23 protein-coding genes are annotated in these 25486 nt (G+C 41.9%); 13 read left to right on the forward strand and 10 right to left on the reverse strand.

What is annotated here, in order from left to right:
• Positions 1-299: 299 nt before the first annotated feature.
• Positions 300-761 carry a DUF3939 domain-containing protein gene (locus tag O2Q26_RS12910; RefSeq protein ID WP_289216296.1) on the reverse strand — a complete coding sequence of 154 codons (462 nt, stop codon included), beginning with the start codon at positions 759-761 and terminating at the stop codon, positions 300-302.
• A gap of 191 nt (positions 762-952) precedes the next feature.
• Between O2Q26_RS12910 and O2Q26_RS12915 the strand changes: the two genes are divergently transcribed.
• Complete coding sequence (locus tag O2Q26_RS12915) at positions 953-1432, forward strand: competence protein ComK (RefSeq protein ID WP_289216297.1); 480 nt, start codon at positions 953-955, stop codon at positions 1430-1432.
• Here the strand turns inward: O2Q26_RS12915 and O2Q26_RS12920 are convergent.
• Positions 1401-1808: a YhjD family protein gene (locus tag O2Q26_RS12920; protein WP_289216298.1), complete on the reverse strand. Its 408-nt coding sequence runs from the start codon at positions 1806-1808 to the stop codon at positions 1401-1403. The two genes, O2Q26_RS12915 and O2Q26_RS12920, sit on opposite strands and share 32 nt — an antisense overlap.
• A gap of 199 nt (positions 1809-2007) precedes the next feature.
• On the opposite strand from O2Q26_RS12920, the gene O2Q26_RS12925 reads away from it, so the two are divergent.
• From O2Q26_RS12925 to O2Q26_RS12945, 5 genes are all read left to right on the forward strand, one after another.
• Complete coding sequence (locus O2Q26_RS12925; RefSeq protein ID WP_289216299.1) at positions 2008-2655, forward strand: TVP38/TMEM64 family protein; 648 nt, start codon at positions 2008-2010, stop codon at positions 2653-2655.
• Between the two features lie 54 nt (positions 2656-2709).
• Positions 2710-3246 (forward strand): signal peptidase I, encoded by a 537-nt coding sequence (gene lepB / locus O2Q26_RS12930; protein WP_289216300.1) that lies wholly within the window; start codon positions 2710-2712, stop codon positions 3244-3246.
• 861 nt (positions 3247-4107) lie between these two features.
• On the forward strand, positions 4108-7629 hold the full coding sequence (gene addB / locus O2Q26_RS12935; protein ID WP_289216301.1) for a helicase-exonuclease AddAB subunit AddB: 3522 nt from the start codon (positions 4108-4110) through the stop codon (positions 7627-7629).
• Positions 7613-11302: a helicase-exonuclease AddAB subunit AddA gene (addA, locus tag O2Q26_RS12940; protein WP_289216302.1), complete on the forward strand. Its 3690-nt coding sequence runs from the start codon at positions 7613-7615 to the stop codon at positions 11300-11302. Before addB ends, addA begins: the two co-directional genes overlap by 17 nt.
• Position 11303: 1 nt before the next feature.
• Positions 11304-11588: an HNH endonuclease gene (locus O2Q26_RS12945; RefSeq protein WP_289216303.1), complete on the forward strand. Its 285-nt coding sequence runs from the start codon at positions 11304-11306 to the stop codon at positions 11586-11588.
• A 31-nt stretch (positions 11589-11619) separates the two neighbouring features.
• On the opposite strand, the gene O2Q26_RS12950 is transcribed toward O2Q26_RS12945, so the two are convergent.
• The 6 genes from O2Q26_RS12950 to O2Q26_RS12975 form a co-directional block, all read right to left on the reverse strand.
• Complete coding sequence (locus O2Q26_RS12950; protein WP_253936007.1) at positions 11620-11835, reverse strand: spore germination protein; 216 nt, start codon at positions 11833-11835, stop codon at positions 11620-11622.
• 53 nt (positions 11836-11888) lie between these two features.
• A complete protein-coding gene (locus O2Q26_RS12955) occupies positions 11889-12236 on the reverse strand; it encodes a spore germination protein GerPE (RefSeq protein WP_289216304.1) in 348 nt (115 codons plus the stop codon).
• A 13-nt stretch (positions 12237-12249) separates the two neighbouring features.
• A complete protein-coding gene (locus tag O2Q26_RS12960) occupies positions 12250-12453 on the reverse strand; it encodes a spore gernimation protein GerPD (protein ID WP_289216305.1) in 204 nt (67 codons plus the stop codon).
• On the reverse strand, positions 12450-12974 hold the full coding sequence (gene gerPC / locus O2Q26_RS12965) for a spore germination protein GerPC (RefSeq protein WP_289216306.1): 525 nt from the start codon (positions 12972-12974) through the stop codon (positions 12450-12452). Before gerPC ends, O2Q26_RS12960 begins: the two co-directional genes overlap by 4 nt.
• 81 nt (positions 12975-13055) lie before the next feature.
• Positions 13056-13280 (reverse strand): spore germination protein GerPB, encoded by a 225-nt coding sequence (locus tag O2Q26_RS12970; protein WP_289216307.1) that lies wholly within the window; start codon positions 13278-13280, stop codon positions 13056-13058.
• A gap of 13 nt (positions 13281-13293) precedes the next feature.
• On the reverse strand, positions 13294-13512 hold the full coding sequence (locus O2Q26_RS12975) for a spore germination protein (protein WP_253936002.1): 219 nt from the start codon (positions 13510-13512) through the stop codon (positions 13294-13296).
• Between the two features lie 88 nt (positions 13513-13600).
• Here O2Q26_RS12975 and O2Q26_RS12980 point away from each other — a divergent pair, with 88 nt between their 5' ends.
• The 3 genes from O2Q26_RS12980 to O2Q26_RS12990 are packed head-to-tail and all read left to right on the forward strand — an operon-like array spanning position 13601 to position 16495.
• Positions 13601-14791, forward strand: a complete 1191-nt coding sequence (locus tag O2Q26_RS12980) for a DUF418 domain-containing protein (protein ID WP_289216308.1) — start codon at positions 13601-13603, stop codon at positions 14789-14791.
• Between the two features lie 16 nt (positions 14792-14807).
• Positions 14808-15998 (forward strand): DUF2157 domain-containing protein, encoded by a 1191-nt coding sequence (locus O2Q26_RS12985; RefSeq protein ID WP_289216309.1) that lies wholly within the window; start codon positions 14808-14810, stop codon positions 15996-15998.
• Positions 15995-16495 carry a GDYXXLXY domain-containing protein gene (locus O2Q26_RS12990; RefSeq protein ID WP_289216310.1) on the forward strand — a complete coding sequence of 167 codons (501 nt, stop codon included), beginning with the start codon at positions 15995-15997 and terminating at the stop codon, positions 16493-16495. The genes O2Q26_RS12985 and O2Q26_RS12990 overlap by 4 nt, the downstream gene beginning before the upstream one ends.
• A gap of 60 nt (positions 16496-16555) precedes the next feature.
• On the opposite strand, the gene O2Q26_RS12995 is transcribed toward O2Q26_RS12990, so the two are convergent.
• Positions 16556-17749, reverse strand: coding sequence for an ornithine--oxo-acid transaminase (locus O2Q26_RS12995; protein WP_289216311.1), 1194 nt, complete (start codon positions 17747-17749; stop codon positions 16556-16558).
• Between the two features lie 159 nt (positions 17750-17908).
• On the opposite strand from O2Q26_RS12995, the gene O2Q26_RS13000 reads away from it, so the two are divergent.
• The 3 genes from O2Q26_RS13000 (at position 17909) to O2Q26_RS13010 (ending at position 23404) form a co-directional block, all read left to right on the forward strand.
• The gene (locus O2Q26_RS13000; protein ID WP_289216312.1) at positions 17909-18268 is read left to right on the forward strand and encodes a YisL family protein; all 360 of its coding nucleotides are present in this window, start codon (positions 17909-17911) and stop codon (positions 18266-18268) included.
• Between the two features lie 392 nt (positions 18269-18660).
• Positions 18661-20505, forward strand: coding sequence for an asparagine synthase (glutamine-hydrolyzing) (gene asnB, locus O2Q26_RS13005; RefSeq protein ID WP_289216313.1), 1845 nt, complete (start codon positions 18661-18663; stop codon positions 20503-20505).
• 1375 nt (positions 20506-21880) lie between these two features.
• Positions 21881-23404, forward strand: coding sequence for an alpha-amylase family glycosyl hydrolase (locus tag O2Q26_RS13010; protein ID WP_289216314.1), 1524 nt, complete (start codon positions 21881-21883; stop codon positions 23402-23404).
• 149 nt (positions 23405-23553) lie between these two features.
• Here the strand turns inward: O2Q26_RS13010 and O2Q26_RS13015 are convergent, their stop codons facing one another.
• Positions 23554-24414 carry a DegV family protein gene (locus tag O2Q26_RS13015; RefSeq protein WP_289216315.1) on the reverse strand — a complete coding sequence of 287 codons (861 nt, stop codon included), beginning with the start codon at positions 24412-24414 and terminating at the stop codon, positions 23554-23556.
• A gap of 191 nt (positions 24415-24605) precedes the next feature.
• Between O2Q26_RS13015 and O2Q26_RS13020 the strand changes: the two genes are divergently transcribed.
• A complete protein-coding gene (locus tag O2Q26_RS13020) occupies positions 24606-25457 on the forward strand; it encodes a YitT family protein (protein WP_289216316.1) in 852 nt (283 codons plus the stop codon).
• Positions 25458-25486: the final 29 nt, after the last annotated feature.

Here is a 25486-nt window from a genome sequence, read left to right on the forward strand (position 1 = left end):
CCGTAACTTGTCAGTATGTCAGTCACTAACAATAACGCAATGCTTTGCGGTCTTCCGCAAAATCTTTTCGGTGAATAGCTTGAAGAGATATATTACAATAAGAATTAGATAAGCGATCATGCTTATTTGTTACACACCATTTATGATTCGGTTTCATAAGTGGGTCAGTAATGTATTTACTGATGAGTGTTGCTATGGAAAGGTGAAAACTTTTTCATACATTAATTCCCTCACTCAAAAGTTAACCAGTCGTCTCATTGTCCAATGCTCATTACGAGCATTGGTCCTTTTTTTATTCATTATTTCGGTTTCTTATAGGTGATCATGTATTCTTCTCCTGTTAAATAAAAGTCTCTCTGCGGACGTTCGCTCAGCAAAAAAAGCCTTTCGAGCTTATAATAACTAATACGTTTATATGGATCCGAGTCGATGACCGGGGTCTCACCTGTCTGTTCAATATATTGATCTACAGCCTGCTGCACCAGATCAATTTCTTTAGCCAATTCCTGGTCCTGTTCTTCAAAGAGCTCGTAGGTTTCTTTAGACATGTAAAATCTTTTTTTAGGAATTCCGTCGATGAAGGGGGAGAGTAAATGATAATCGATGGTCAAGTCGTGATTGATGATCACACTCAGAGGAACTTCATTTGGTTTATGATCAGCGTAAGCGTGAATGGCTTTTCTAACGTCATGGATGGATAAATCCTTCACTTCCAAAACTTTTTCATCCTCTTTCCCTTTGTTGCTTTTCTTTTTCCACATCCTGTTTCCTCCCATTATTTAAAAGTTTGATGAACTTTGTTTACAATAATTATATCAAATATAAATAAAAATGATTTATTTTAATGAATATTGTGACTTTTTTATCGGAATTTGGTAAATTTATATAGTAAAGGCGGCGGGCGCTTAAAATCGTGCTTTCCGGACGATAATTTGAAAGGGTGTTGAAAAGAATGGACTTGGTTCAAAAAAGAGAATATGAAGTAAACGCGCAAACCATGGCGCTTGTTGCGCGTACTGACGCGCAAGGCCGAATTATTACCGAAGTGATGGAAAGTAATGAGGGTTTTTATTTAATAGATCCACCTGGAAAAGTGGTAGATAACTCTTGTCGTTACTTTGCCAGCAGTTTAGAAGGCCGTATCGCTGGTACAAAGCAAGTAGCCGGCTTTACGCATAAGCCGCCGATTGTCATCTCTCAAGCGATGGGCTTATATATCTTCCCTATAATTTCCCCGAAACGCAGAGAATGCACCTGGCTCGCTCATGATTATATTCATACATATAAAAGTGAGTCCGATCATTCCACTACGATCATTTTCACCAATGGCTCCTCTCTCAATGTGCCAGTATCCGTAGGCATGATTTCTAATCAAGTTCAACGCACCGCACAGTTTCGTTTTATCCTTGAAGCTCGCTTGAAACGCTCTTAGGTTCCTCCAATTGATGGGGTTGCAGAGACTTTCTCATAAGTTCGATTAAAATTCCTTCTACTTTTTTACGAATGGCAGGGTTAAAATAATTTCGTTTTTCTTCATACCCATGAGCCAAAAATAAAAAGGAAGTGAATGAATCGTTACGTCCTGATTCTATAACTTGTAGTTTTTGTCTGTTCATTTGGGTCCTCAGAATTTTCCTTTCTTCCCTCGCTGTAAGTTCCATTTTTCCAAGAAGGTCCAAGTAAGGTTCTTTTATTTTAAAATCACCCTCTTTGAAATGTTTGTGGTCTTGCATGATAACTGTAATGGCCATCGATAAGAATAGGTAGCGCGAGGCAATCTCTAATTCTCTTTGTCGTAATTGGCGCATGGTGATCCCCTCCTGTATATGCGAACGTCTGTTCTTGTATTATACCACGTTGTTTTGAGATGTATCCAACCATTTTTTGGTGATTAATAATGGTGTGAAATGGTGAGGCTGAATTATAGTAGGAAAGTAAGAGGGTTTTTATTAAAATAGAGATAGTAAAACATGGAAGACTTCACGCATGCGATAAGGGGAGCCATTTATGGAGCTGTTGATGATTGATTTTCAAGAAATTAGAGAAATGGCGGAAGATGACCAGCTGTTTGATTATATTATCCACCAGTTGGAACAGCTGGACCGCTTTGGTCCACTGCCGGGCATACTTCTGCCCTTGATTGAAGCCTTTTTACCAATCTTGCCTCTCGTAGCTTTTGTTTTAGCTAATTCTGTCGTTTATGGTTTATTCAAAGGATTTTTATATTCATGGATTGGGGCAGTGGCGGGTTCGCTGCTTGTCTTCCTAATCGTCCGAAGACTGGGCCAGCAGAGGTTTTTCAATTTTGTAAGCCGTCATAAGCAGGTCAAACGAGTGATGACATGGTTGGAAGAGCATGGATTTGGACCGTTGTTTTTATTGATGTGCTTTCCTTTCTCCCCCTCTTCTATCATTAATGTTGTGTCAGGTTTATCTAATGTAAGCCGTCAGCAATTTATGCTGGCTGCCATATTAGGGAAATCCGTCATGATCTTTACGATTTCTTATGTAGGATCTAGTATCGCTTCTTTTGCGCAAAACCCGACCAAATCTATCGTCGTTGGAGTGTGCATTCTTGCTTTTTGGATGATCGGGAAAGTCATAGAAAAGAGAATCCAAAAAACAGCCGAGCGCAAGGCCGGTCGCAGCGGTTAAAATTGAGTTTGAACGGGTAAGTTGTAAATAGTAGCTTACCTGGAGGAAAAGACGATGAAAAAATTTGGGACGACTGTGAAGGTAGTTTTGCTTTCGTTACTCCTTGCTTTTATTTTTAAAACGTTTTTATTTGCGAGTTATATAGTCGACGGGGAATCGATGGAACCGACCCTTTATGATGGAAACTTATTGATGGTCAATAAGCTCGTTTATGATTGGCAGGATTTCAATCGTACAGATGTAATCGTGTTCCATGCAAATAAAGAAGATGATTACGTGAAGAGGATCATAGGACTTCCAGGTGACCATATAGCTTTTGAAGACGATGTTTTGCAAGTCGATGGCAGAGCAGTTCCAGAGCCGTACTTAGATCCTTTAAGGCCGGAAGATGGGAACATGTTCACTGATGATTTCACGTTGGAAGGTGTAACGGGTGAACACGAAGTACCCGATGGTTATATATTTGTAATGGGGGATAACCGGCGTGATAGTCTGGACAGTCGCTCGTTTGGATTCGTCTCGATAGACCATGTGGTGGGAAAAGTGGATGTACGATACTGGCCGGTCTCACAACTGGCTTTACGGTTTTAAATGAAAAACCGCCCTGACCAGGGCGGTTTTTTTGTGAAAATCTCTGTTAAATTTCTGTTTGATATTCATATAAGCTCCCTATTTTTGAAGACTCAGTTTCGAGACATAGTGGGAGTTTAGGGGCTGCAGGAAGCGGTTCGCCCCTCTGCCATATAAGCATCTCGAAACCGCTTCAAGAAAAAGCAAACTGATTCTCATAGCAAGTGCTCATGTTGAAAAAACCTTGCTATAGAGCTTATTCCCAAAGGACAGAGATGAAAGCCGCTTCTCCTGAGTGAACGTGATTCTTTTTTTCACTTCCTTCGCATGGGGGTGTTGCGCAACGGTGATGCTCCATTTTAAAAGCGATAGCGCTTCGTTCAGAATCGTGTGGACTTAGCTGCCGGAGATAAAAGAAAAACGAAGATCATATTGCTCCGATTTTAACTTTCAAAACTTGTTAGTCACTAAGCGCTTTAGCTGGAATACTCGCATTAGATGAGCGCCAAAGTCTTTTCTAATCCAATGCCCAGAGGGTTCGTTTCTCACCTTCATCGAATGGGGTTGTTGGGAAGCTGCGAGACTCCCGTGGGAGAAGGATGTAGGCGAGATCCCACAGGGCTGCAAGCCCGAGGAAGCTCGCCACTTCCCCCACAGGAAAGCGAGTAGCTTTCCAACAACCCCTGACTCTTAATACGGCAACGAACCCCGGTTATCTCGAATTCAAGTCTTCCACAACCCTGCCATATAGTGGAATAACTTTTTATGATAGGATTTTTTGTTCTCTTTTCGATCGAACTGTGTACGAGCCAAAAGCTATGTGCGGGTAGAATTAGATGGTAAAATGAATGGTAATAAGATGGATAGGGAGGGGCTGAAATTATGGGGCTTCAGTTTTTACTTGGTCGTTCCGGAGCGGGAAAAGGAACGCGGTGCTTAGAGGAAATTCGAAGTAAACTTAGCGAAAATCCAGCAGGACCGCCAATTATGTATATTGTGCCTGATCAAATGACGTTTCAGCAGGAGTATGCTCTGTTGACTGGCGGAGATATCGAAGGTGCGATCCGTGCCCAAGTGTTCAGTTTCTCGAGGCTGGCCTGGCGGGTTCTACAAGAAACGGGCGGAGGTACAAGAAGGTTTATCAGTTCAACTGGAGTACAAATGATGCTCAGGAAAATTGTTGAAGAGCGGACCTCAGACTGGAAAGTATTCCAAAAAGCTATTGAAAAACAAGGATTCATTGAACAGCTTGAAGGCATGATTACAGAATTTAAACGCTATAAAGTAACTCCGGATGTTTTACATTCTCAGATGATGGCTATGGATCAGTTTGTCCACCGTACAAGCCATGAAGAAGGTTTGCGAGACAAATTAGACGATTTAAATTATATCTACGATCGTCTAGTCGACGCTTTGCGTGAGCAATACATAGATGCGGAAGATCAACTACAGCTGTTAGCTGAAAAAATCCCTGAGGCTGACTTTTTAACAGATGCTGATATATATTTAGATGGTTTTCATAGCTTTACTCCTCAGGAATACACTGTGATCGAAGCTTTATTAAAAAAGTGTAGAACCGTACGGGTAACGTTGACTACGGACCTTCCAGAAGAGGAGTCTCAGGAACAGGAAGAACTTGATCTTTTTTACGAAACTAAAGAAACGTATTTCACGTTAAAGCAGCTTGCAGAGGAGACAGGAACGGCTGTCGATGATATCGAAGTGCTTGACCGCGAAGAAGGAAGGTTCAAAGGGAAACATGCATTACTTCATTTAGAAAAGTATTTTGATGTCCACCCTGCTCCGGTATGTGAAGAGAATGCCCCTATTAGAATAGCTGAAGCCGTACATCCTCGAGCGGAAGTGGAAGGGGCGGCGCAAGAAATTTTGAGATTGGTTCGAGAGGAGGGCTACCGTTATAAAGACATAGCGGTATTGATACGTGAACCAAATGTTTATCACAACCTTATCGACACGTTATTTGATGATTACGGAATCCCGGTATTCGTTGATGAGAAACGCACCATGCTTAATCATCCGATGATCGAATTGATTCGGTCTGGGCTGGACGTCATCGAAGGGAACTTCCGGTATGATGCTGTGTTTAGATTATTAAAAACGGGTTTCATCCCTGCAGATGATGAAAGGTTTCCTCTTGATGAAGAAGCGATCGATGAGCTTGAAAACTATGTGTTAGAGTATGGAGTTCGTAAACGTGACCGTTGGTTTAGTGAAGAGAGATGGATATATCAGCGGTTCAGAGGGTTTGAACAGGCTGCTCAAACCGATGGAGAAAAGCGTAAGGAAGACCGGATCAATGCATATCGTAAACAAGTGATCGACTATCTTGAGCCCTTTGACCGCAATTTAAGGGGAGCAGCTACAATTGCTGATCGTGCAAAAGCTATCTATTACTGGCTCGATGAGATGAATGTTCCTGCTCAATTGGAAAAATGGCGTGATTTGTACGATGAGCGTGGAAACATAGAGCGAGCAAGAGAGCAAGAACAGGTCTGGGATGCCGTATTACAGCTCCTGGACGAAATTGTAGAGATGGCCGGAGAAGAAAAAATATCGCTGCAAATTTTCAGAAGTACTATAGAAAGCGGGCTTGAAGCGCTGACGTTTGCTCATGTTCCCCCTAGTATGGATCACGTAATTGTCGGTAATGTCGATCGTTCCCGAATCACGGGAATAAAAGCATCATTCCTGTTAGGAATGACGGATGGAGTATGGCCGATGAAGCCTACCATTGATGGCATGATATCTGAAAAAGAACGGGAAATCCTATCAGAAGGTGGAGTTCGTTTAGCTGACGGGATGAATCGGCAGTTATTGGATGACCGTTTCTATATGTATTTAGCATTAACGATGGCTAAGGATTATCTCTGGATGAGTTATCCATTAAGTAATGAGGAAGGTAAATCCAAAGTGCCTGCGCAAATCATTCAGCGAATAAATGAAATGTTCCCGCATGCGGAAGACCACTTGTTACTACAGGATCCTGACGATGTAAAAGAAGCTTCAAGGTTCATATCAACTCCCGTTAAAACAAGAGCAGCTTTGACCTCCCAGCTCGCCCGTCATTTGCGAGGGTATGCTGTCGATCCTGTCTGGTGGAATGTCCTGAATTGGTACATCGAAAAAGAAGAAAAGGGCGGACTTACGAACCGCGTCCTTCAAAGTTTGTTCTATCGCAATACCCCAGTGCATTTAAAGGAAGATACAAAGAAAAAACTTTTTGATGGCCCTGTCAACACAAGTGTGTCCCAGCTGGAGACCTATCACCGCTGCTCTTATCAATATTTTTCGAATCATAGTCTCAAGCTTCAGGAAAGAAAAACTTATAAGCTGGATGCCCCCGATATCGGCCAGCTGTTTCATGAGGCTTTAAAGCAAATCACTGAGTGGATCCAGCAGGAGGGCCGTGATTTTTCCCAATTGAATCAAGAGGATACTACAAAATACGCAGAGAAAGCGACGACATTACTGGCTCCCATCCTACAAAATCAAATACTTCACAGCTCAAATCGCCATCACTATATCAAACATAAGCTCCAGGGTGTGATTGCGAGAGCGGCATTCATTTTAAGTGAACAGGCAAGAAAGAGCGAATTTTCTCCAGTAGGTTTGGAGCTTGGGTTCGGTATGGGAGAAAATTCAAAACTTCCTCCGCTGTCTCTTCATCTTCAGAATGGTCATCAGTTAATGCTGCGGGGGCGTATTGATCGCGTGGATCGTGCACTTAATGAACAGGCATTGTACTTGAGAATCATTGATTACAAATCAAGTGCCAAAGGACTGGACTTGATCGATGTATATCATGGACTGGCCCTGCAAATGCTGGCTTATTTAGATGTGGTATTAACGAATGCGGAACATTGGCTTGGAACACCAGCACTACCTGCCGGAGTCCTTTATTTCCACGTGCACAATCCAATGATTTCAGGGAAACAGTGGATCGGTGAGGATGAAGTCGAGCAGGAAATATTCAAAAAGTTTAAAATGTCTGGATTGTTGTTAGAAGATGAACAACTTGTCTCTATGATGGATACAAGTCTTGAGAAAGGGCGCAGTCAAATCATACCTGCGGGTCTAAAAGCAGGTGGAGGATTTTACAAAGGGTCGAAAACGGTGGAAAGCGAAAAATTCAATCAGCTCACAGGATACATCCGCCAGCTTATGAAAAATGCTGGAGAAAAAGTGACCGATGGGGAAATCGATTTGAATCCTTTTTTAAAAGACGACCAGACGGCTTGTGATTATTGTCAATTCCGATCTGTCTGTCAATTCGATCCTGCCTTAGAAGATCATAATTATCGCAAGTTGAAAAATTACAAAGAAGAAGAAGTCATAGAGAAAATCATGTCAGGAAAGGAGAATGTACGTGGTCAGCTGGACTAAAGAACAAGAACGAGCCATTTATACAGAAGGTAAAAATATCCTCGTTGCTGCGGCTGCAGGTTCAGGAAAAACCGCTGTTCTTGTCGAGAGGATCATCCAAAAGCTTTTGAATAAGCAGTCGCCGATCAACATCGATTCTTTACTAGTCGTAACGTTCACAAATGCAGCGGCTCAAGAGATGAGAAACAGAGTCGGCCTGGCACTTGGAAAAGCATTAGAAAGTAATCCCGAATCAAGGCATTTGAAAAAGCAGCTTTCCCTCATACAGAATGCTTCCATATCGACACTCCACTCGTTTTGTATGGAAGTAGTTCGAAGACACGCCTATTTAATAGACTTAGACCCTGGTTTCCGAATTACAGATGATGTAGAGGCGGACTTGATACGACAGGAAGTGCTCGAAGATCTATTTGAGGATTGGTATGGAAAAGAAGGTGAGGAGCAGCAACGATTTTTTGATGTGGTCGATCGTTTTTCAAGTGACCGTAATGACATTGATGTAGAAAAGTTAATCCTGGAGCTTCATACATTCGCTATGCAGAACCCCTGGCCGGAAGAATGGCTGAATGAAATGGTCGAAATGTATGAAAAGCCGGAGTATGAGACAGAAGATGACATTAAATGGCTGTCCCTGTTAAAAAGAGATGTGAAAAGTCAGCTTGATTCTATCGAAGCTGAAATTCACCAGTTTATTGAGATGACACGAGAACCCGATGGGCCTTCCAGCTATGGAGAGACGGCTGCTTCCGATTTGGAAATGGTACAGCAGGCGAAAGGGGCACTCGCTGTATCCTGGGAAGAACTGCAAGGTTATATGAGCAACAGCAAGTTTACAGCTCTTTCACGCAAGAAAATGAATTGTGATGAAAAGAAAAAAGAACGGGCTAAGAAAATCAGGGACCGCTATAAAAAGCGCTGGACAGAAATGAAGGAAGAATGGTTCCACCGCAGCCTTGAGAGTTACTTGAACGATATGCAAGCTCTGCATCCAGTAATGGAACAGCTTGCTGTTGTCGTAAAAGATTTTCACGAGCGCTACCAGCAGCTCAAAAAGGAAAAAGCTCTTGTCGACTTTTCAGATTTAGAGCACTATTGTCTGCAAATCTTATTGGATGACAGTTCTACTAAGGAGCAGCTTGTGCCGTCCTCAATAGCTCGAAGTTTTCATGATCAATTCACCGAGGTGCTTATTGATGAATATCAGGATACGAACCTCGTGCAGGAAACGCTTCTCCGTTTATTGACTGATGCTCCTGATGCCGGACATTTGTTCATGGTCGGAGACGTCAAACAGAGCATTTACCGCTTTCGGCACGCAGAGCCCTCGTTATTCTTAAACAAATACCAATTATACGGCCAAGAAGATTATAATGCGGAACGGATCGATTTAGCCCGTAACTTTCGCAGCCGTAAACAAGTGTTGGACGCGGCAAACTATGTATTCCGGCAAGTACTGGACATAGAAGTTGGTGAAATGAACTATGAACCAGAGGCTGAACTTATCTACAGTAACACGTTGTATGATGATGTCCCTTCTGATAATGCTAAGGCAGAACTGATGATCATTGATCGAGAAGTAAAAGAAGAAAGCCCGCAGGATGACAGCTTTCAAGACTTGGAAAAAGCACAGCTTGAGGCCAGGGCATATGCTGAAAAAATAAGGGCGTGGCTCGGGCATGGAGAATCAGAACCCTTACAGGTAGTAGATAAAGATACTGGGATGAAGCGTCCTGTACAGTATCGTGATATCGTCATATTAATGCGGTCGATGACCTGGGCTTCGACTATATTGGATGAACTGAAACACCAGGGCATACCTGTGTATGCGGAGCTTTCTACTGGATATTTCGAAGCCATTGAGATAAAAATAATGATCAATTTATTGAAAGTCATTGATAACCCGATGCAGGACATCCCGCTTGCCTCTGTGTTGAAATCTCCTATTGTCGGGCTGAATGAGGATGAAATGATGCAGTTGCGCCTGGAAGATCAGCGGGCAAGTTATTATGAATCGATAAAAAAATCAGCAGATTCCACCGCTACAGGAAAAAAAGTAAAAACGTTTCTCCACCAATTATCTAAGTTCAGAGAGAAGGCCCACCAGGGAGGGCTTTCAGATTTGATTTGGCAAATCTATCGTGAGACGGGATATTATGATTTTGTCGGCGGAATGCCTGGCGGGCGGCAGCGTCAAGCCAACTTGAGAGCTTTGTATGATCGAGCGCGTACTTATGAAGCTACATCTTTTCGAGGGCTGTTCCGTTTTCTACGCTTCATAGAAAGGATGGAAGAGCGCGGGGATGACCTGGGTTCAGCCAGAGCCCTGGGGGAGCAAGAGGACGTCGTGCGTATCATGACGATTCATAAGAGTAAAGGCCTGGAATTTCCAGTTGTACTGTTAGGGGCGATGGATAAGCAGTTTAATATGATGGATTTGAAAAACCGCTACTTACTTCATAAGGATTACGGTTTCGGAACGAGGTACATTGATCCTGTGAAGCGGCTTATGTTCCCAACTCTTGCCTACCACGCAATAAAAAGGGTCAAACTAAGAGAGTTACTCGCAGAAGAAATGCGTGTTCTGTATGTGGCTTTAACTCGTGCTAAAGAGAAGTTGGTGATGGTGGGTAATGTGGCTTCATTTGAGAAAAAACAAGAGAAGTGGCTGACACATACCGAAGACAAGGACTGGGTTCTTCCGCCTCATGATCGGCTGGAAGCTAAATCTTACCTGGACTGGGTAGGACCTGCTTTAATCCGTCATAAAGATAGTGGAGAACTACGTTCAGAAGAAGTCGAAGTCAGGACTTCAGAAGAAATTGAACAGGATGCTTCAGAATGGAAAATTCATTTAGCGCACGGAGCGGATTTTGCCGTTGTAGAGGAATTGGAGAAACAACGTGACGAAGAGCTGCAAATGCATATTGATTCATGGGCGCCTGTTCAAACAGAGAGCGACTCACGGATTGATCGGCTGGATTACAGCTATCCTTATGAAGAAGCTGCTCATTCCCGTGCTAAACAGACGGTTACAGAAATAAAGAGGCAGCGCGAGGTCATGGATGAATATTCAAGTGATCAATTGCTAACCCCTTATCGAGCACCGCTTGTTTCACGTCCACGCTTTATGCAGCAAAAACAAGGACTCTCCTCTGGTGAAATCGGTACAGCGATGCATACGGTAATGCAGCATATTTCTTTAAAAAAATCACACAGCCCAGAAGAGGTGGAAGAGTTTGTAGAACATCTCGTTCATAAAGAAATCCTGCGGCGGGAGGAAGCGGATGAAATCGATCACCATGCGATTTCCAGCTTTTTTGGAACGTCTGTCGGAAAGCTCTTACGAGAAGCGGAGCATATCGAGAGAGAAGTTCCTTTCAGCTTGACTTTACCCGCTCATGAAGTGTATAAAGACTGGCAAAATCCTACGGAGGAAAAGGTTTTTATCCAAGGGGTGATTGATGCTGTGGTTCCTTATGGCAGCGGCTGGTTGATCATTGATTATAAGACGGATACGATTCCTTCCGATGTAGATGTAGAAGAAGTATTAAAAAAACGATATCGCACCCAGCTTCAGTTGTATGGGAGAGCATTAGAAAAAATATGGAATCAACCTGTTGAGAAAAGCTGGCTATATTTCTTCAATGGACCGCTCATTGTGGAGGTAGATTAATGTGGGTGATAAATGTGAATTATGTAGAAGAACTTTAGTGGAAACGAATGTACATCATCTCATTCCAAAAGAATACGGAGGCGTCGAAGGCCCAACTGCTCTTCTTTGCAAGCCTTGTCATCGTCAAATTCATGCACTTTTTACAAACCAGGAGCTAGCGAGTTTCTATCATTCTTTGGAACGGCTGGCGGATCACCCGGATATGACAAAATATTTGAGATGGATAAAAAAACAAGATCCAAATAAAAGAATCACTACACGGAAATCCAATCAAAAGAAAAGATGAAAGGGGATAGCAGGCGGCCATCCCCTTTCATTTATGCTCCACCGACATTCTGGTCATTGACATCTGGGTCGATAGCCGACGTATTACTGAAACCATTATTCGTTGCTATAAAATCACCTGTATTTGATGAACCTGCTCCGTTAGCGGTTTTTGAGGAGCTCTTAGGTGAGACGTAAAAAGAATCACCGAAATTAACTACTCCTCCGCTGATGCTGTTAATTCTTAGTGGACCCACTATGGATGGCATAATTTTAGCCCTCCTTAATCTATATACTTCTACAGCGTATGAGATCTGTGAAGTTATTGTTCCTCATTCAATATGCGAATGTGTTTAAGTCTTGATTCCCCTTCAATATGATCTACGCCGCCAACTTGTATCAGGCCTGCTGTTGAAATACCTTTTACATGCATAGATTGAACATCAATAACGGGGTGATGGTTGCAGAAAGAAGAGTTGATGACTATTGAAGGACGGGAAGGGGGCAATTCACGCTGGAAAATGGAGAAATCATCAAAATCTACTTTTTCTGAGATGGCTCGAGTTTCTTCTTGAACAGCAATAACTCTCGCGTGTGAATTAGAACGGCTCAGGTCACCGATAAGAAACCCGGAGCCTATCGAAAGGGCGATGACGTCAATATTATGCATTTCTACCATCCGGTTATTCATCTGGAATCATTTCTACTTCCCCTTGTGCCTCTAAAGGAACAAACGGACCGATGATCAAAGATTCAGGTGGAGTATCGAAGAAGGAACGTAAGCGGATTGTTTTGTTGTCGCCAATTAAAAACACAGAAGAGGTGGTCACACTGCTGACACGAATACATCCAACGTGAAGTCCGTAGTTATGAACGCTATGATTCATGGTGTATCCTCCCTTTTATAATTATTTAAATACTGAATGACAGAGGATTGAACTTCTTTCGATAGACGGTCGACAATGTCATGAACATCCAGATCGGGATGCTGCCTCTGGTACTGTTGAAAACGCTCAGGTAACTGTTTATTGATGTCGGAAATTATTTTTTCGCGATGTTCACTCGATAAAGGAAGGCTGTGAATTCTTACATACTCATCAATATGGTTAGGAACGTGAGAGGTCATCAGATTATTTAAGTGGTGATCATTGGTTTGTCCTTTATATAAATCTTCAATTTCTGATTCGGCGATACCTTGAGGAGACAAACCAATTTGCAATGTTCCCTCCAAGGTTTCTATCTTCAACTGGTCGAAATGGTATTCGATTTTCTCAATCACCGTCTTACGCTGATCTGATGATTGAAGTTTTTCAATTTTTTGGGTGAGTTGATCAATTATTTTTTGCTGTTCCTTCATTTGTTCCATCATCTGCTGCATCCATGCGTTCCAAGAATAATAGTTATCCATGAGTATGAAATTCACCCCTTTCCTGAGCTCTAAAGGAAGTTATACGTTACAGTCTATGCACCAAGGGTTGAAAATTTGTCCTTAAATTGTGAGGGGCACTAGTGGAGAGGAGTCCGTTTCAGGGTAACTTATTTCTCCGTCTATAGGTTCTGGCTCCTTAGCCGGTCCGGTAAACCCTCCAGTATTATATAAGTCTGACTGGGCCTGAATCACCCCTGAACTGCCAATTTGGACGATGGAAGAGTTAGCGACGGTACCGATTTTCAAAAAGCGAATTGAAATCGTCTGGTAAACGGTCAAGTTCATCTATAACCTCTCCTTATGGGGAATAGTTTGGCTGATCCACAACCTCTTGATCATTGATATACGTATTAGCCTTGTTCAATTGCACCCGTATTCCATCGCCTGTATTAAATGATCCGCCTCCTGCGTAAGTTTTTGCGGTGGCTTGAGGAGCTATGCTATACACATCACCGATATTGAAAACGGCTGCTGAAGATATGGAAATCACTTTTACAAAACCGACGGTAGCAGGCATGGGGTTCTCCTTTCTTCATCTATATGAAGCCACATTGTGTAATTTTCGTATTAAAAGTAAAATGAAAAGTAATAAGGGGGAGTTCGGCATGGAACCACAAGCATCGCCGCTGCAAGATAAAGAAAGACTGAGTTGGATAGACGCTTCACGAGGGTTGGCGATTTTAGGGATATTCATGGTAAACGTCCCTGCATTTAACGCTCCTTATTTCTTATATGGAGGTGGAGAGTTCGTCTGGACATCTACAACGAGCCAGGCTGTACAGACCTTTATAGATATCTTTTTTCAAGCTAGCTTTTATACACTCTTCTCCCTAATGTTCGGATTTGGAATATTCATGATGAAAGAACGCTTGGAATTAAAGAATATGAACTATCGTCCCATCATCTTCAGGCGATTGCTTATCCTTATTGGATTTGGAGCGGTACACGCTTTTCTCATATGGCATGGTGATATACTTCTATCCTATGGAGTATTTGGATTTATATTGTTCACTTTCTTTAACGTCAAACCAGCTACGCTTCTTATCTCTGCTTTTAGTATGTTGGGCGTTCTAGTGATTCCCCTGACCCTTGGTTTATATGCTCTTCGAGATTCATTAGGCGCATTAGGCAACAGCCAGGCTGCAGAGGAAGCGATTAGAAATTATGGGGAAGGAAACCTAATGGATATATGGCAGCAAAACTTAACTGACTGGACGTACAGCAATAATGCCGGGACGATCCCTTTGCTTGCTTTATCTTTAATACCTATGTTTTTAATTGGAGCATATATTGCTAAAAGAAGATGGCTGCATGAGCCTGAAGTACATCTTACTTCAATAAAAAAGTGGTGGGTAGTTACAGGGGTTTTATTTATATTATTTAAAGCTGGCCCATATGTGATTGGGAACCCAGAATGGTTTCAACTTTTACAAGACAATATCGGAGGATCAGCATCTGCAGTATTTTACGTATTATCCATTACGCTGGCTTTTAGAACCTCTTTTGGCAGAAAAGTTATCTATCCTTTAACTTTTGTCGGAAGGATGTCGCTGTCGAATTACATCTTACAATCCGTCATCAGCTTCTTTTTATTCTACTCTGTCGGGTTTGGCTGGTATGGCGAAGTTACACCGCTTCTGAGTGTTCTTATTGTGCTGATCATTTTTAGTATGCAAGTGGCCGGGAGTAAAGCCTGGCTGAAAAAATACCGTTATGGTCCGCTGGAATGGCTGTGGCGAACTTTGACGTACAGAAAGAAACAGCCTTTAAAGCGGTCAACAAGGCAGGCTTCTTAATAAAGGAGAGGGTCAGATGAAAAGGGGACAGTTAGAAAAAGAGTCTGAGAAGTGGGTGAAGGATGGAACTATCACTTCTTCTCAAAGGGATCAGATTTTAAAACGCTATAGTCATACATCCGGTCATCCTATACTGTTGACTTTCGCTGCATTATTCATTGGCCTTGGATTTCTGACTTTCATTGCTTCAAATTGGTCGGCCTTATCAGATATTGTAAAGCTTGCCATCATCATTTTTTTCCTGCTCGCTTTCTATTTGACAGGTGGTTATCTATATCGAAATCGTTCGAAACCTGTTGGCTTGAGTTTAATTATCATTGCTCTGTGTGTATTTGGTGCAGGAATATTTCTGACTGGTCAAATGTATAATTACACTTCGTTCAGTGCATTTCCGTTTTTCATCTGGGCTGCCGCTGCCTTTGTCCTGCTTCTTGTTTTTTGGGAATCGCTTTTATTCCTGGCCGCGATAATACTTATAACAGCTGGACAAATTTACAGCGGAAGCGTCTATCAAGATTTTTATATTCCTTTAGGCATATTATTCCTCGGTCTAGGCTGGGTTTTATTTGTAAAAGGGAATCGTTTACTTACAGTTTTGTTTGCTGTCAGTTATGTCATTCAATCGCTTGTGTTCGTGTTTGCATATGGATGGTCATACTACTGGCTGATCTTGCTATTTCTCATTCTCTATATCGTCAGCCATCTCCCTTATGGTCAAATTCACTTGAAATCATTCGGTTCAGTGGCTGTAATGTCCATTTTTATAGTAGATATTTTTCAAGTATTCCTATTAGGTCACGGGAGTGAAACGGTTGAATATTCGAATTTGTTTTTCTTAGGCTGGTCGCTGCTATTCCTATATGCAGTCATCCAATCAGCCATCGAATCCACGAAGTTCAATTGGATTGATCTTGTTTTATTTATACCTGTCTTTCGAATAGGAGAAGGAGACCTTCTTTCCTTGCTCCTATTATTCGGGTACTCCCTCGGGTGGCTGATTGCAGGCTATCGGAAAGAGCATTCAGAGTGGGTTGCGAAAGGAACAATTGCATTTCTATTGACGACATTGATCGCTTATTTTCAACTGGCTTGGGCATTCATGGATCGATCGATATTTTTCTTCACAGGAGGCTGTCTTTTATTTGTCTTAAGTTTCTTCTTAGAGAGGAAAAGACGCCAGGTGAGAAGAGAGGGTGAGCCTTCATGAATCGGTGGTTGTTTTATACGGCGGTAGCGCTGCAAGTTATTTTTTTGATGGGAATGGGGGTTTCATACTATGCAATGGACCGTTTTGGAGAAACGATCATATTAGAAACACAACCTCTAGATCCCCGCGATCCATTTTACGGAGATTACGTCACGGTTCGTTATAGTATTGAAGATATTCCTGTTGAAATGTGGGAAGATAAGAAGGAGCCAGCTCGTGGAGATACCGTATTCATCACGGTAGAAGAACAGGATTCTGGTTTCTACGAATTAGTGAAAGCTTCTTCTCATTCCGAGCGTGCTAAGGCGGGTCAAGTTGAGTTAAAAGCCAGGTTTGAATGGCATAATGAACAAACTGACACTTATCAAGTGAATATTGGATTGGACCGTTATTTCATCGAAGAGGGCACGGGTAATACTATTGAGCAGGCAGGCGATGCGACGGCTGAGATCGTAGTAGCCCCGTGGGGTCAGAAAAAAATCATATCCTTAGAATGACGATGAAGTTCAAATCATGTCGAGTATAAAATAAAGAAGTTCGGCCTCAGCCGAACTTCTTTATTTTAAAACATCTTTAATTTGCTCAATCGCCCAGTCTAAATCTGATTTATCAATCGTCAGAGGAGGAGCGAAACGAATCACATTCTCATGTGTTTCTTTACACAAAAGTCCTTTTTCTTTTAATTGTTCACAATATGAGCGGGCAGGTACCGTCATTTCTACCCCGATAAACAACCCTCTGCCGCGAATTTCTTTGATTTTAGGATTATCAATGGATTGAAGCTCTTCTTTCATGTAAGTTCCTAATTCTAAGGAGCGTTCGGCAAGCTTTTCTTCTTCAATGACATCTAGCGCAGCGACTGATACTGCACAAGCCAATGGGTTTCCTCCGAATGTTGAACCGTGGGAGCCTGGATTAAAAACTCCTAGCACATCTTTGTTGGCTACAACACACGAGATCGGGAAGACTCCGCCTCCAAGTGCTTTTCCTAAAATTAGTACATCTGGTGAAACATCTTCCCAGTCACAGGCGAACATTTTACCGCTGCGGCCCAGTCCTGCCTGGATTTCATCCGCAATATAAAGGACGTTCTCCTTTTGACAAAGCTCATATGCTTCTTTTAGGAATCCTTCAGGAGGCATAACGATGCCGGCTTCACCTTGAATCGGTTCAAATAGAAAACCTGCTGTGTTTTCATTGATCGCTTCCTTAAGAGCTTCAATATCCCCGTAAGGAATAACTTTAATTCCAGGTAGCAATGGGCCAAAGCCCCGTTTGTATTCTTCCTCTGAAGATAAAGACACTGCAGTAAGGGTACGGCCGTGGAAGTTGCCTACACAAGCGATGATTTCAGCCTGGCCGTCTGGAACGCCTTTTACATCGTACGCCCAGCGTCTCGTCGCTTTGATCGCCGTTTCAACTGCTTCAACCCCTGTATTCATGGGAAGAGCCATTTCTTTATTTGTTAATTTACATACTTTCTCATACCATGGACCGAGCTGGTCGTTATGGAAAGCACGAGAAGTAAGAGTTACGCGAGATGCCTGATCCTGGAGAGCCTGTATGATTTTTGGATGACGATGACCCTGGTTTACTGCTGAATATGCGCTAAGCATATCCATATACCGGTTACCTTCAGGATCCTCCACCCATACCCCCTCAGCTTTTGATATTACAATCGGTAAGGGGTGATAGTTTTTCGCACCATATTCCTGCGTTTGATCAATAATCTCCTGGCTATTTATAGTCATGATATCCCTCCAATTACATTTGAAAACTCCACGTCCAGTATAACAGGTTTTGTAACAATTTTCTTACTAATTCAAAAATTGAAGTTCAAGCTTTTTATAGGAAAATATGAAACTCACATGGTATCATTAAGGAAGCTTTATGTATAAGGAGGAAGGATCATGTCGCATTTACATATTACCTCTTGGGTAATTGCTTTTGTTCTCGTAGGACTAGCCACAACGTTTACAAGAAGCGGAAATGAAAAAGCAGCGAAAATATCTCACATGATTTTGCGAGCCGATTATTTACTCATTTTATATTCTGGGGGCTCACTGTTCGCAAGCTACGCAACGTATGGAGCTTTGATCATCATTAAAGTTCTTGTAGGGCTATGGGTGATTGCAGCGATGGAAATGGTTACTATCAAGTTCAAGAAGAAAAAGCCGGTGGGAGTATGGTGGGCTCAGCTTCTAATAGCGGCAGTTATTGCTATCGTACTTGGATTCGGTTTCTTGCCGCTGGGTATACTGCCTGCATAAAAAAGGAACCTGCATGTCTTGGACATGCAGGCTTTTTTATGACAAAAACAAGGGGTATTTGTATGACTGTTGTATCACCGTTATTGGGGGAACGAGTGATAACTCTTATCAATTAAAATGATAATCATTCTCACTGATAAAGTCAATATAAATTTCGAAAATTTTTAATGCATGATTCTGTTTTTATATTTATAGATATATTAAGTCATTCCTTCATCTGCGTTTGACATTTATTCAATTCAACAGATTGACAATTTTAAGTCTTTACGTAAAAAAATCACATAAAAGTCTTGTCATCTTACATAACGTTTATTACGATGCTTTTTTTGCTCTTAGCTTATTTTTTTCAGCTAAAGTTAAGGGTTCTAAAGTAAAAGGGATGGTGACATGTTATGTGTGGATTTGTAGGTTGGGTGGGGTCTCCTGCAAGAGAAGAGGAACGCTCGTTGATCGTGGATCAAATGGCAAAGACTATTGAACATAGAGGACCAGATGCTTATAAAAAGTGGGTGAGGGAGCAGGCTGGATTTGGGCATCAGCGCTTGATAGTGGTCGATCCCAAAGGCGGAGTCCAGCCAATGGTACGTCAATCGAATGGAGAGGAATATATTCTGTGCTATAACGGCGAACTCTATAATACAGAAGACGTGCGCAAGTTATTGAGAGCAAAAGGATGGACTTTTCAAGGCCACTCCGATACTGAGGTCGTCCTTCTTAGTTATATAGAGTGGGGAGAACAATGCGTCCAGAAATTCAATGGCATTTTTGCTTTCAGTGTTTGGGAAGTGAATAAGCAGTGTTTATTTATTGCAAGGGATAGGCTCGGTGTAAAACCGCTATTCTACAATGAACAAAATGGTGGACTTACATTTGCTTCAGAAATAAAAGCGCTGCTTGCCCATCCAGATAAAGACGCCAGTATATCAGAGCAAGGGATTTTGGAGGTTCTTACTTTAGGACCATCTCGTACGCCGGGACATGGGGTTTTTGATGGTATCCATGAAGTGAGACCGGGGTTCTATGCTACATGGAGTGCGGGAGCTTTCAAAGAAAAACGTTATTGGAATGTAGAAAGCCGTGAACATAAGGATACGTGGGAAGAGACCGTAGAACGAGTCAGGGGTTTGTTTACTGATGCAGTACAGAGACAGCTTGTCAGTGATGTGAAGCTAGGAACCTTTCTTTCAGGAGGAGTTGACTCCAGCGCAATTACAAGCATAGCCGCAAATTATTACAAAAAAGAGAATTTAGGTAATTTAAAAACCTTCTCTATCGATTACAAAGAACAGGAAAAGTTTTTTAAATCTAATGCATTTCAACCGGATCGCGATCTAACTTACATTCAGCTAGTTCAAAAAGAGCACAAGACAAAGCATTTCACATTGGAAGCAAGTGTTGAAGATTTAGTTTCAAGGTTGCAAAGGTCAGTCGAATTGCGAGATTTGCCAGGAATGGCCGATGTAGATTCATCTCTTCTGTGGTTTTGTGAAAAAATTAAAAACCACGTGACTGTTGCTCTATCAGGAGAGTGTGCTGACGAAATATTTGGAGGGTACCCATGGTTTTATCGCAAAGAAGACCGTGATCGAAAAGGTTTCCCCTGGATACGGTCGATCTCAGAGAGGGAAAATCTGGTTAGAGAAGATATCGTTCAACGATTTGATTTAGAAAATTATATGCTCAAAAGATACCAAAATTCTATTGGGGAAGCTCCACTGCTGGATGGGGAAACGGAATCGGCTTCAAAACATCGTCAAATGCTTTACTTGAACATGAACTGGTTCATGCAAACGCTTCTGGAAAGGAAAGACCGAATGAGTATGGGAGCGAGTCTTGAGGTGAGAGTTCCCTTCAGTGATCATAGGATCGTGGAATATGCTTATAATATTCCCTGGGAAATGAAGCATTTTGGTAATCAGGAAAAGGGGTTATTGCGTCAGGCTTTACATGGCATTTTGCCTGATAAAGTATTGCACCGCAAGAAAAACCCTTATCCAAAAACTTTCCACCCCGACTATACGAAAGCAGTAACGGTTTGGATGAAAGAAATACTCAGCCAGCCTAATGCACCCATATTCAATTTATTTGATCGAAAAGCTCTTGAGCAATTAAATGAATCTGAAGGTAAAGCGATTAGCACCCCATGGTTCGGCCAGTTAATGACGGGACCTCAATTGATTGCCCACTTATGCCAAATCAACTATTGGCTGACTGTTTATCGAATAAAAATAAACTGATTTGACCGCGCTCATAGAGTGCGGTTTTATTACATAATGGCTTTGTTAAAGTTCCGTGTTGATATTTATATAAGCTCCCTATAGTGGAAGACTCAGTTTCGAGACATCATGAGAATATAGGGCTCCGGGAAACGGATCGCTTTCCGGGGGGCGGGCGCTGAGCCTCCTCGAGCTTCGCTCTCCGGGGTCTCACCTGTCCCGCTCCTCCCCCAGGAGTCTCACCGTTTCCCTCCGCTCCTCTACCATATAAGTATCTCGAAACCACTTCAAAAAAAGCAAACATTTGCTGATTTTCATAACAACTGTCCTATGTTAAAAACCTTGAAGTAAAACGCTATCTTCTCACCTGATAGACATATAAAATATCCTCATTTTAAACAAGGATTCGTTTCTCAGCTCCATCGAATGGGCTGGTTGGGAAGCTGCTAGACTCCTTTTGTAAATTCGTTCAGCGGCGTATGGACTGGACGGAGCTGGCGGAGATAAAGGAAACGCGAAGCACGAAGGAAGTCGAAGTTGACTTATCGTACAGAAATGAAGGAAGTCTCGTTAAACCGCTATGCGTCGAAGCTCGAATACACGAGTTTGGTTGGAAAGCGTTGGTATAAGAGAGTTTTTTGCTTCTCATTTCTTAGTTCCGTCTCTTAATATAAGTTAGGTGGTTTTTGGAATGGGCGAGACTCCTACCTTTGAAAGCGGAAGCGCTTTGGTCAGCGGCGTATGGACTGGACGGAGCTGACGGAGATAAAGGAAACACGAAGAACGGAGTGATTCGATGTTGACTTATCGTACAGAAGTGAAGGAAGTCTCAGTAGCCGCTAAGCGCTGGAGCTGGATAGCTCCCCCTGAGATATATGAACGGATTCACGCCCTAGACTATTAAGGTGTAAGAGGTGGGATGAGAGTGATTGGTGAGATCCCGGAAGGCGGCAGCCTGAGGAAGCTCACTGCACTCCCACGGAAAGCGAGTCCATTCCTAAAACCACCTTCTACTCACCCCGATGACGGAAAAGCAGAGATTCTACTGGGTTTCAGCCCGGGGAAGCTCGCCACTTCCCCCACAGGAAAGCGAGTAGCTTCCCAACCACACCTGACTCTCAATACGGCAACGAACCCAGGTTATCTCGAAACCAAGACTTCTACTATCCTGCCATATTGTTGAATAACTAACTTATCAATATCAACAACCACCTTTAAAATAGACTGTTACATAATAACAGCTTTTTGAAAGAATATTCATTCGTTCTCATCTAATCTCCGTTCTAAAATGAACGATCATTAAACATTACAAAGAGATTTCATTTCTAGATTGACGGGTGGAGGTACAAAGGGATAACCTTAAAGGTGGATGTTATAGAATAAGGGGGAGCGGGAGATGAGAAAACTTACAATGGTTCTCATGTTCATTCCGTTTCTTCTTTTTTACGCCTTTGAAACTGAAGCCGTTGAAAAAGAAGAACGAAGATGGCAAGACGAAAGTATGTATTATATTATGGTCGATCGTTTTATGAACGGGAATACTGAAAACGATTACGAGGTAGATAAGGATAACCCGGAAGCTTACCATGGCGGCGACTTGCAAGGTGTTATCGACCAGCTTGATTACATAGAAGAAATGGGTTTTACTTCTATTATGTTAAGTCCGATTATGAAAAACACGGAAGAGGGCTATCATGGCTATTGGATAGATGACTTTATGCAAGTTGAGGGGCATTTTGGAACGATAGAAGATGCACAGAGGCTTGTAGAGGAAGCTCACAACCGTGACCTTAAAGTAATTTTTGAATTTGTGGTCAGTCATACAGGAAATGAACATCCTTGGCTTGAAGAAAGCGGGCAAGAGGACAAATATTTTGATTCAGAAGCTATGGAAGAAAATGATGTGGCAAGTGTAGAAAATACTTGGCTTTCTAATTTGCCCCGTTTGAATACCGACCACCCCGAGGTGCAAAGCCAATTAACGGAAGCGGCTCAGTTTTGGAAGGAAGAAACGGGTGTGGATGGTTTCAGGCTCAGTTCTATAAATCAAGTCTCCAAGGAGTTTTTATCCATATTCAATGAATCCTTGAAATTATTGGATGATGATTTCATTTTAATAGGTGATGTTAATGTAGAGGACCCTGATGACATAGAGGCTTACGAATCTGCTGGTATAGACAGTTTTGTTAACGATCCGTTTTATGAAGCTGCTTCAGGTTCTTTTAACCATACAGATGCCTCTCTAGATTCATTATTTAAGGTTTGGCAGTCCAGCCTACAGAATTTTGAGAACCCTGAACTGCTTGGTCATTATTTAGATGATCCTAGTACAAAAAGATTTACAAGAGTTGCAGTGGAAGAGGGGGGCAATCCCGTAACTCGCTGGAAACTTGCTTTGACTCATATGTTCACTTCTCCGGGGTATCCCATTCTAACTTATGGAAGTGAGGTTCCACTAGATGGAGGTGAACCTCCCGATAATCTTAAAATGATGAATTTCAAAGGCGGAGATGAAGAATTAAAACAGCACATAGAGAAATTGAACTCGATGAGAGAAGAGTTCCCGGTCCTGAGAAGAGGGACTTATGAAGAATTATTCAATAGTGATGGATTAGCTGTTATTAAAAGGGTTTATAAGGAAGAAACGATGGTTATCGCTATGAATAACTCCCCGAGGACACAGGCGGTGGATTTGACTGAGCTGCCGGATGACCAGCAAATGCGTGGTCTTCTAGAGGATGGTGTCGTAAGGCAAAATGGAGAAGGTGTTTATAAACTCGGGATGGAAAGAGAAACAGCAGATGTATTTGTTGTTGAAGAAGACAAAGGATTAAACTGGCTGTTCATTGGGTTTGTCGGGGGAGTACTGTTGTTGTTCGTTACAGCAGTTATTGTGATCAGTTTAAAAAATAAGGAATGAATACGAGAACAAGTTACATATGTTGATAATGCATGTGGCATGCTTGATGAAGACTTGTCACCCAAAGACCCGGGTTTAAAACACTTCCAAAACTCTGGAAAAAAGCTGCCTATAAAGGCCTTAAGGCCGATATAAGCAGCTTTTTGTAACTATACAGGTTCTTCGTTAAGGAAAAATAAAGCGATGGTACCGGGACCTGCATGGGCGCCGATGACTGCCCCGATCATGTCGATATGAATGTCTTTCGTGCCGAATTCATCTCTAATCATTTCAGCCAGCAATTCAGCCGATTCAACATCATCTCCGTGGCTGATAGCTATTCGTTGTTGATCCAATGCAGTACCGCGTTCTTTCATAACTTCAACCATTCGTTTTAATACTTTTTTTGCTCCGCGTATTTTTTCTAAAGGGACAAGCTTGCCATCCTCCATGTGGAGGAGTGGTTTGATTCTAAGAAGGCTTCCTACAAATGCAGCCGTCTTACTTACACGACCACCACGGTATAAATATTCAAGGTCGTCTACAGTGAAAATATGTTCCATATGTTCTGCATGGTACTTGCCAGTCTCAACGATTTCTTCAAATGTTTTTCCTTGTTCAGCTAATTCTGCGATCCTCATGATAATAAGACCATAACCTAACGAGGCAGCTTCTGTATCTAAAACTTCAAATTTTGCATGAGGATATTCTTCTTTTACTTCTTCTCCAATCATTTTAGCGGTCTGATAAGTCCCAGAGAGCTCAGAAGAAAATGCGAAATAAATGAAGGGCTGGTCCTCTTTCACATACTTTAGAAAAGTATCTCGGAAGGCTTGAGGAGATACTTGAGATGTTTTAGGTGCTTCTCCATTTTTCATCATTTCATATACCTTTTTTGGTGTGATCGTTTTTCCATCCTCGTATTCTTTTCCATTGATCGTCACACCGAGAGGTAAACAGTCAATATTGAGTTTATGTAAAGTCTCGGATGATAGGTCACTAGCGGAATCGGTTAAAATTTTGACGTTCATATCTTCACCTGCCAATCAATTGTATTATTTCCTTTTAGTGTAGGCTTATGAAAGGAGTTAGTAAAGAGATATCTAACTATTCTTGATGATTATAAGCCGTCGAACTTGGGAGACGCTGAAGATATGACTTGATTTTAGGCGGTGTCGGTGATAAAAAATAGATAGCGCTTAATGCAGAATAGGAGGTTGACATGTTTTCCTTTGAATTTAAACGAATCTTAATCGTACTAGTAGGTGCAGTATTCAATGCTTTATCACTGAACTTATTTCTTATTGAAGCTAATGTCTACGCTAGCGGCTTTACTGGTGTCGCTCAGTTGCTTACAAGTATTTTTCAAGATTTTCTGAACGTACCTGGCGTAAGTACAGGTTTAATTTTGCTATTACTTAACATACCAGTTGCTATACTAGGCTGGTTTAAAGTAGGGAAAGGATTTACAATCTATAGTATTATATCAGTAGGTTTCACTACTTTATTTCTTGAAGTCATCCCTGTCGTCCAATTATCAGAAGATATAATTCTAAATGCGGTATTTGGCGGTGTTATCGGCGGTTTTGGTGTAGGGATTACACTAAAATGGGGTGCTTCTACTGGTGGTCTTGACATCGTAGCGATGATTTTATCGCGTATGAGAGATCGTCCTATCGGAATTTATTTTTTAATCATAAATAGTTTGATTATTGCTGTAGCGGGACTTCTTTATTCCCCTGAAAATGCGCTCTACACATTATTGACGCTATACGTAACAACCCGTGTTATTGATGCTATTCACACTCGTCATGAAAAACTGACAGCTATGATCATCACCACAAAGGCTGCAGATTTGGAAAAAGCGATCCATTCTCAAATGGTGCGCGGAATTACAACCTTGCCGGCAAAAGGTGCATTTACTCAGCAAGATAAAAATATGCTGGTGATGGTTATAACTAGATATGAGTTATATGACTTACAAAGTATAATTTCTGAAGTAGATCCACAGGCGTTCACAAATATAGTGCAAACAACAGGCATTTTTGGATTCTTCAGGAAAGATGACAAATAATTAAAAAGGGTGTGTAAAAACTGAAGAAA

The sequence above is a fragment of the Halobacillus campisalis genome, from assembly GCF_030345335.1.
Lineage (GTDB): Bacteria > Bacillota > Bacilli > Bacillales > Halobacillaceae > Halobacillus_A > Halobacillus_A campisalis.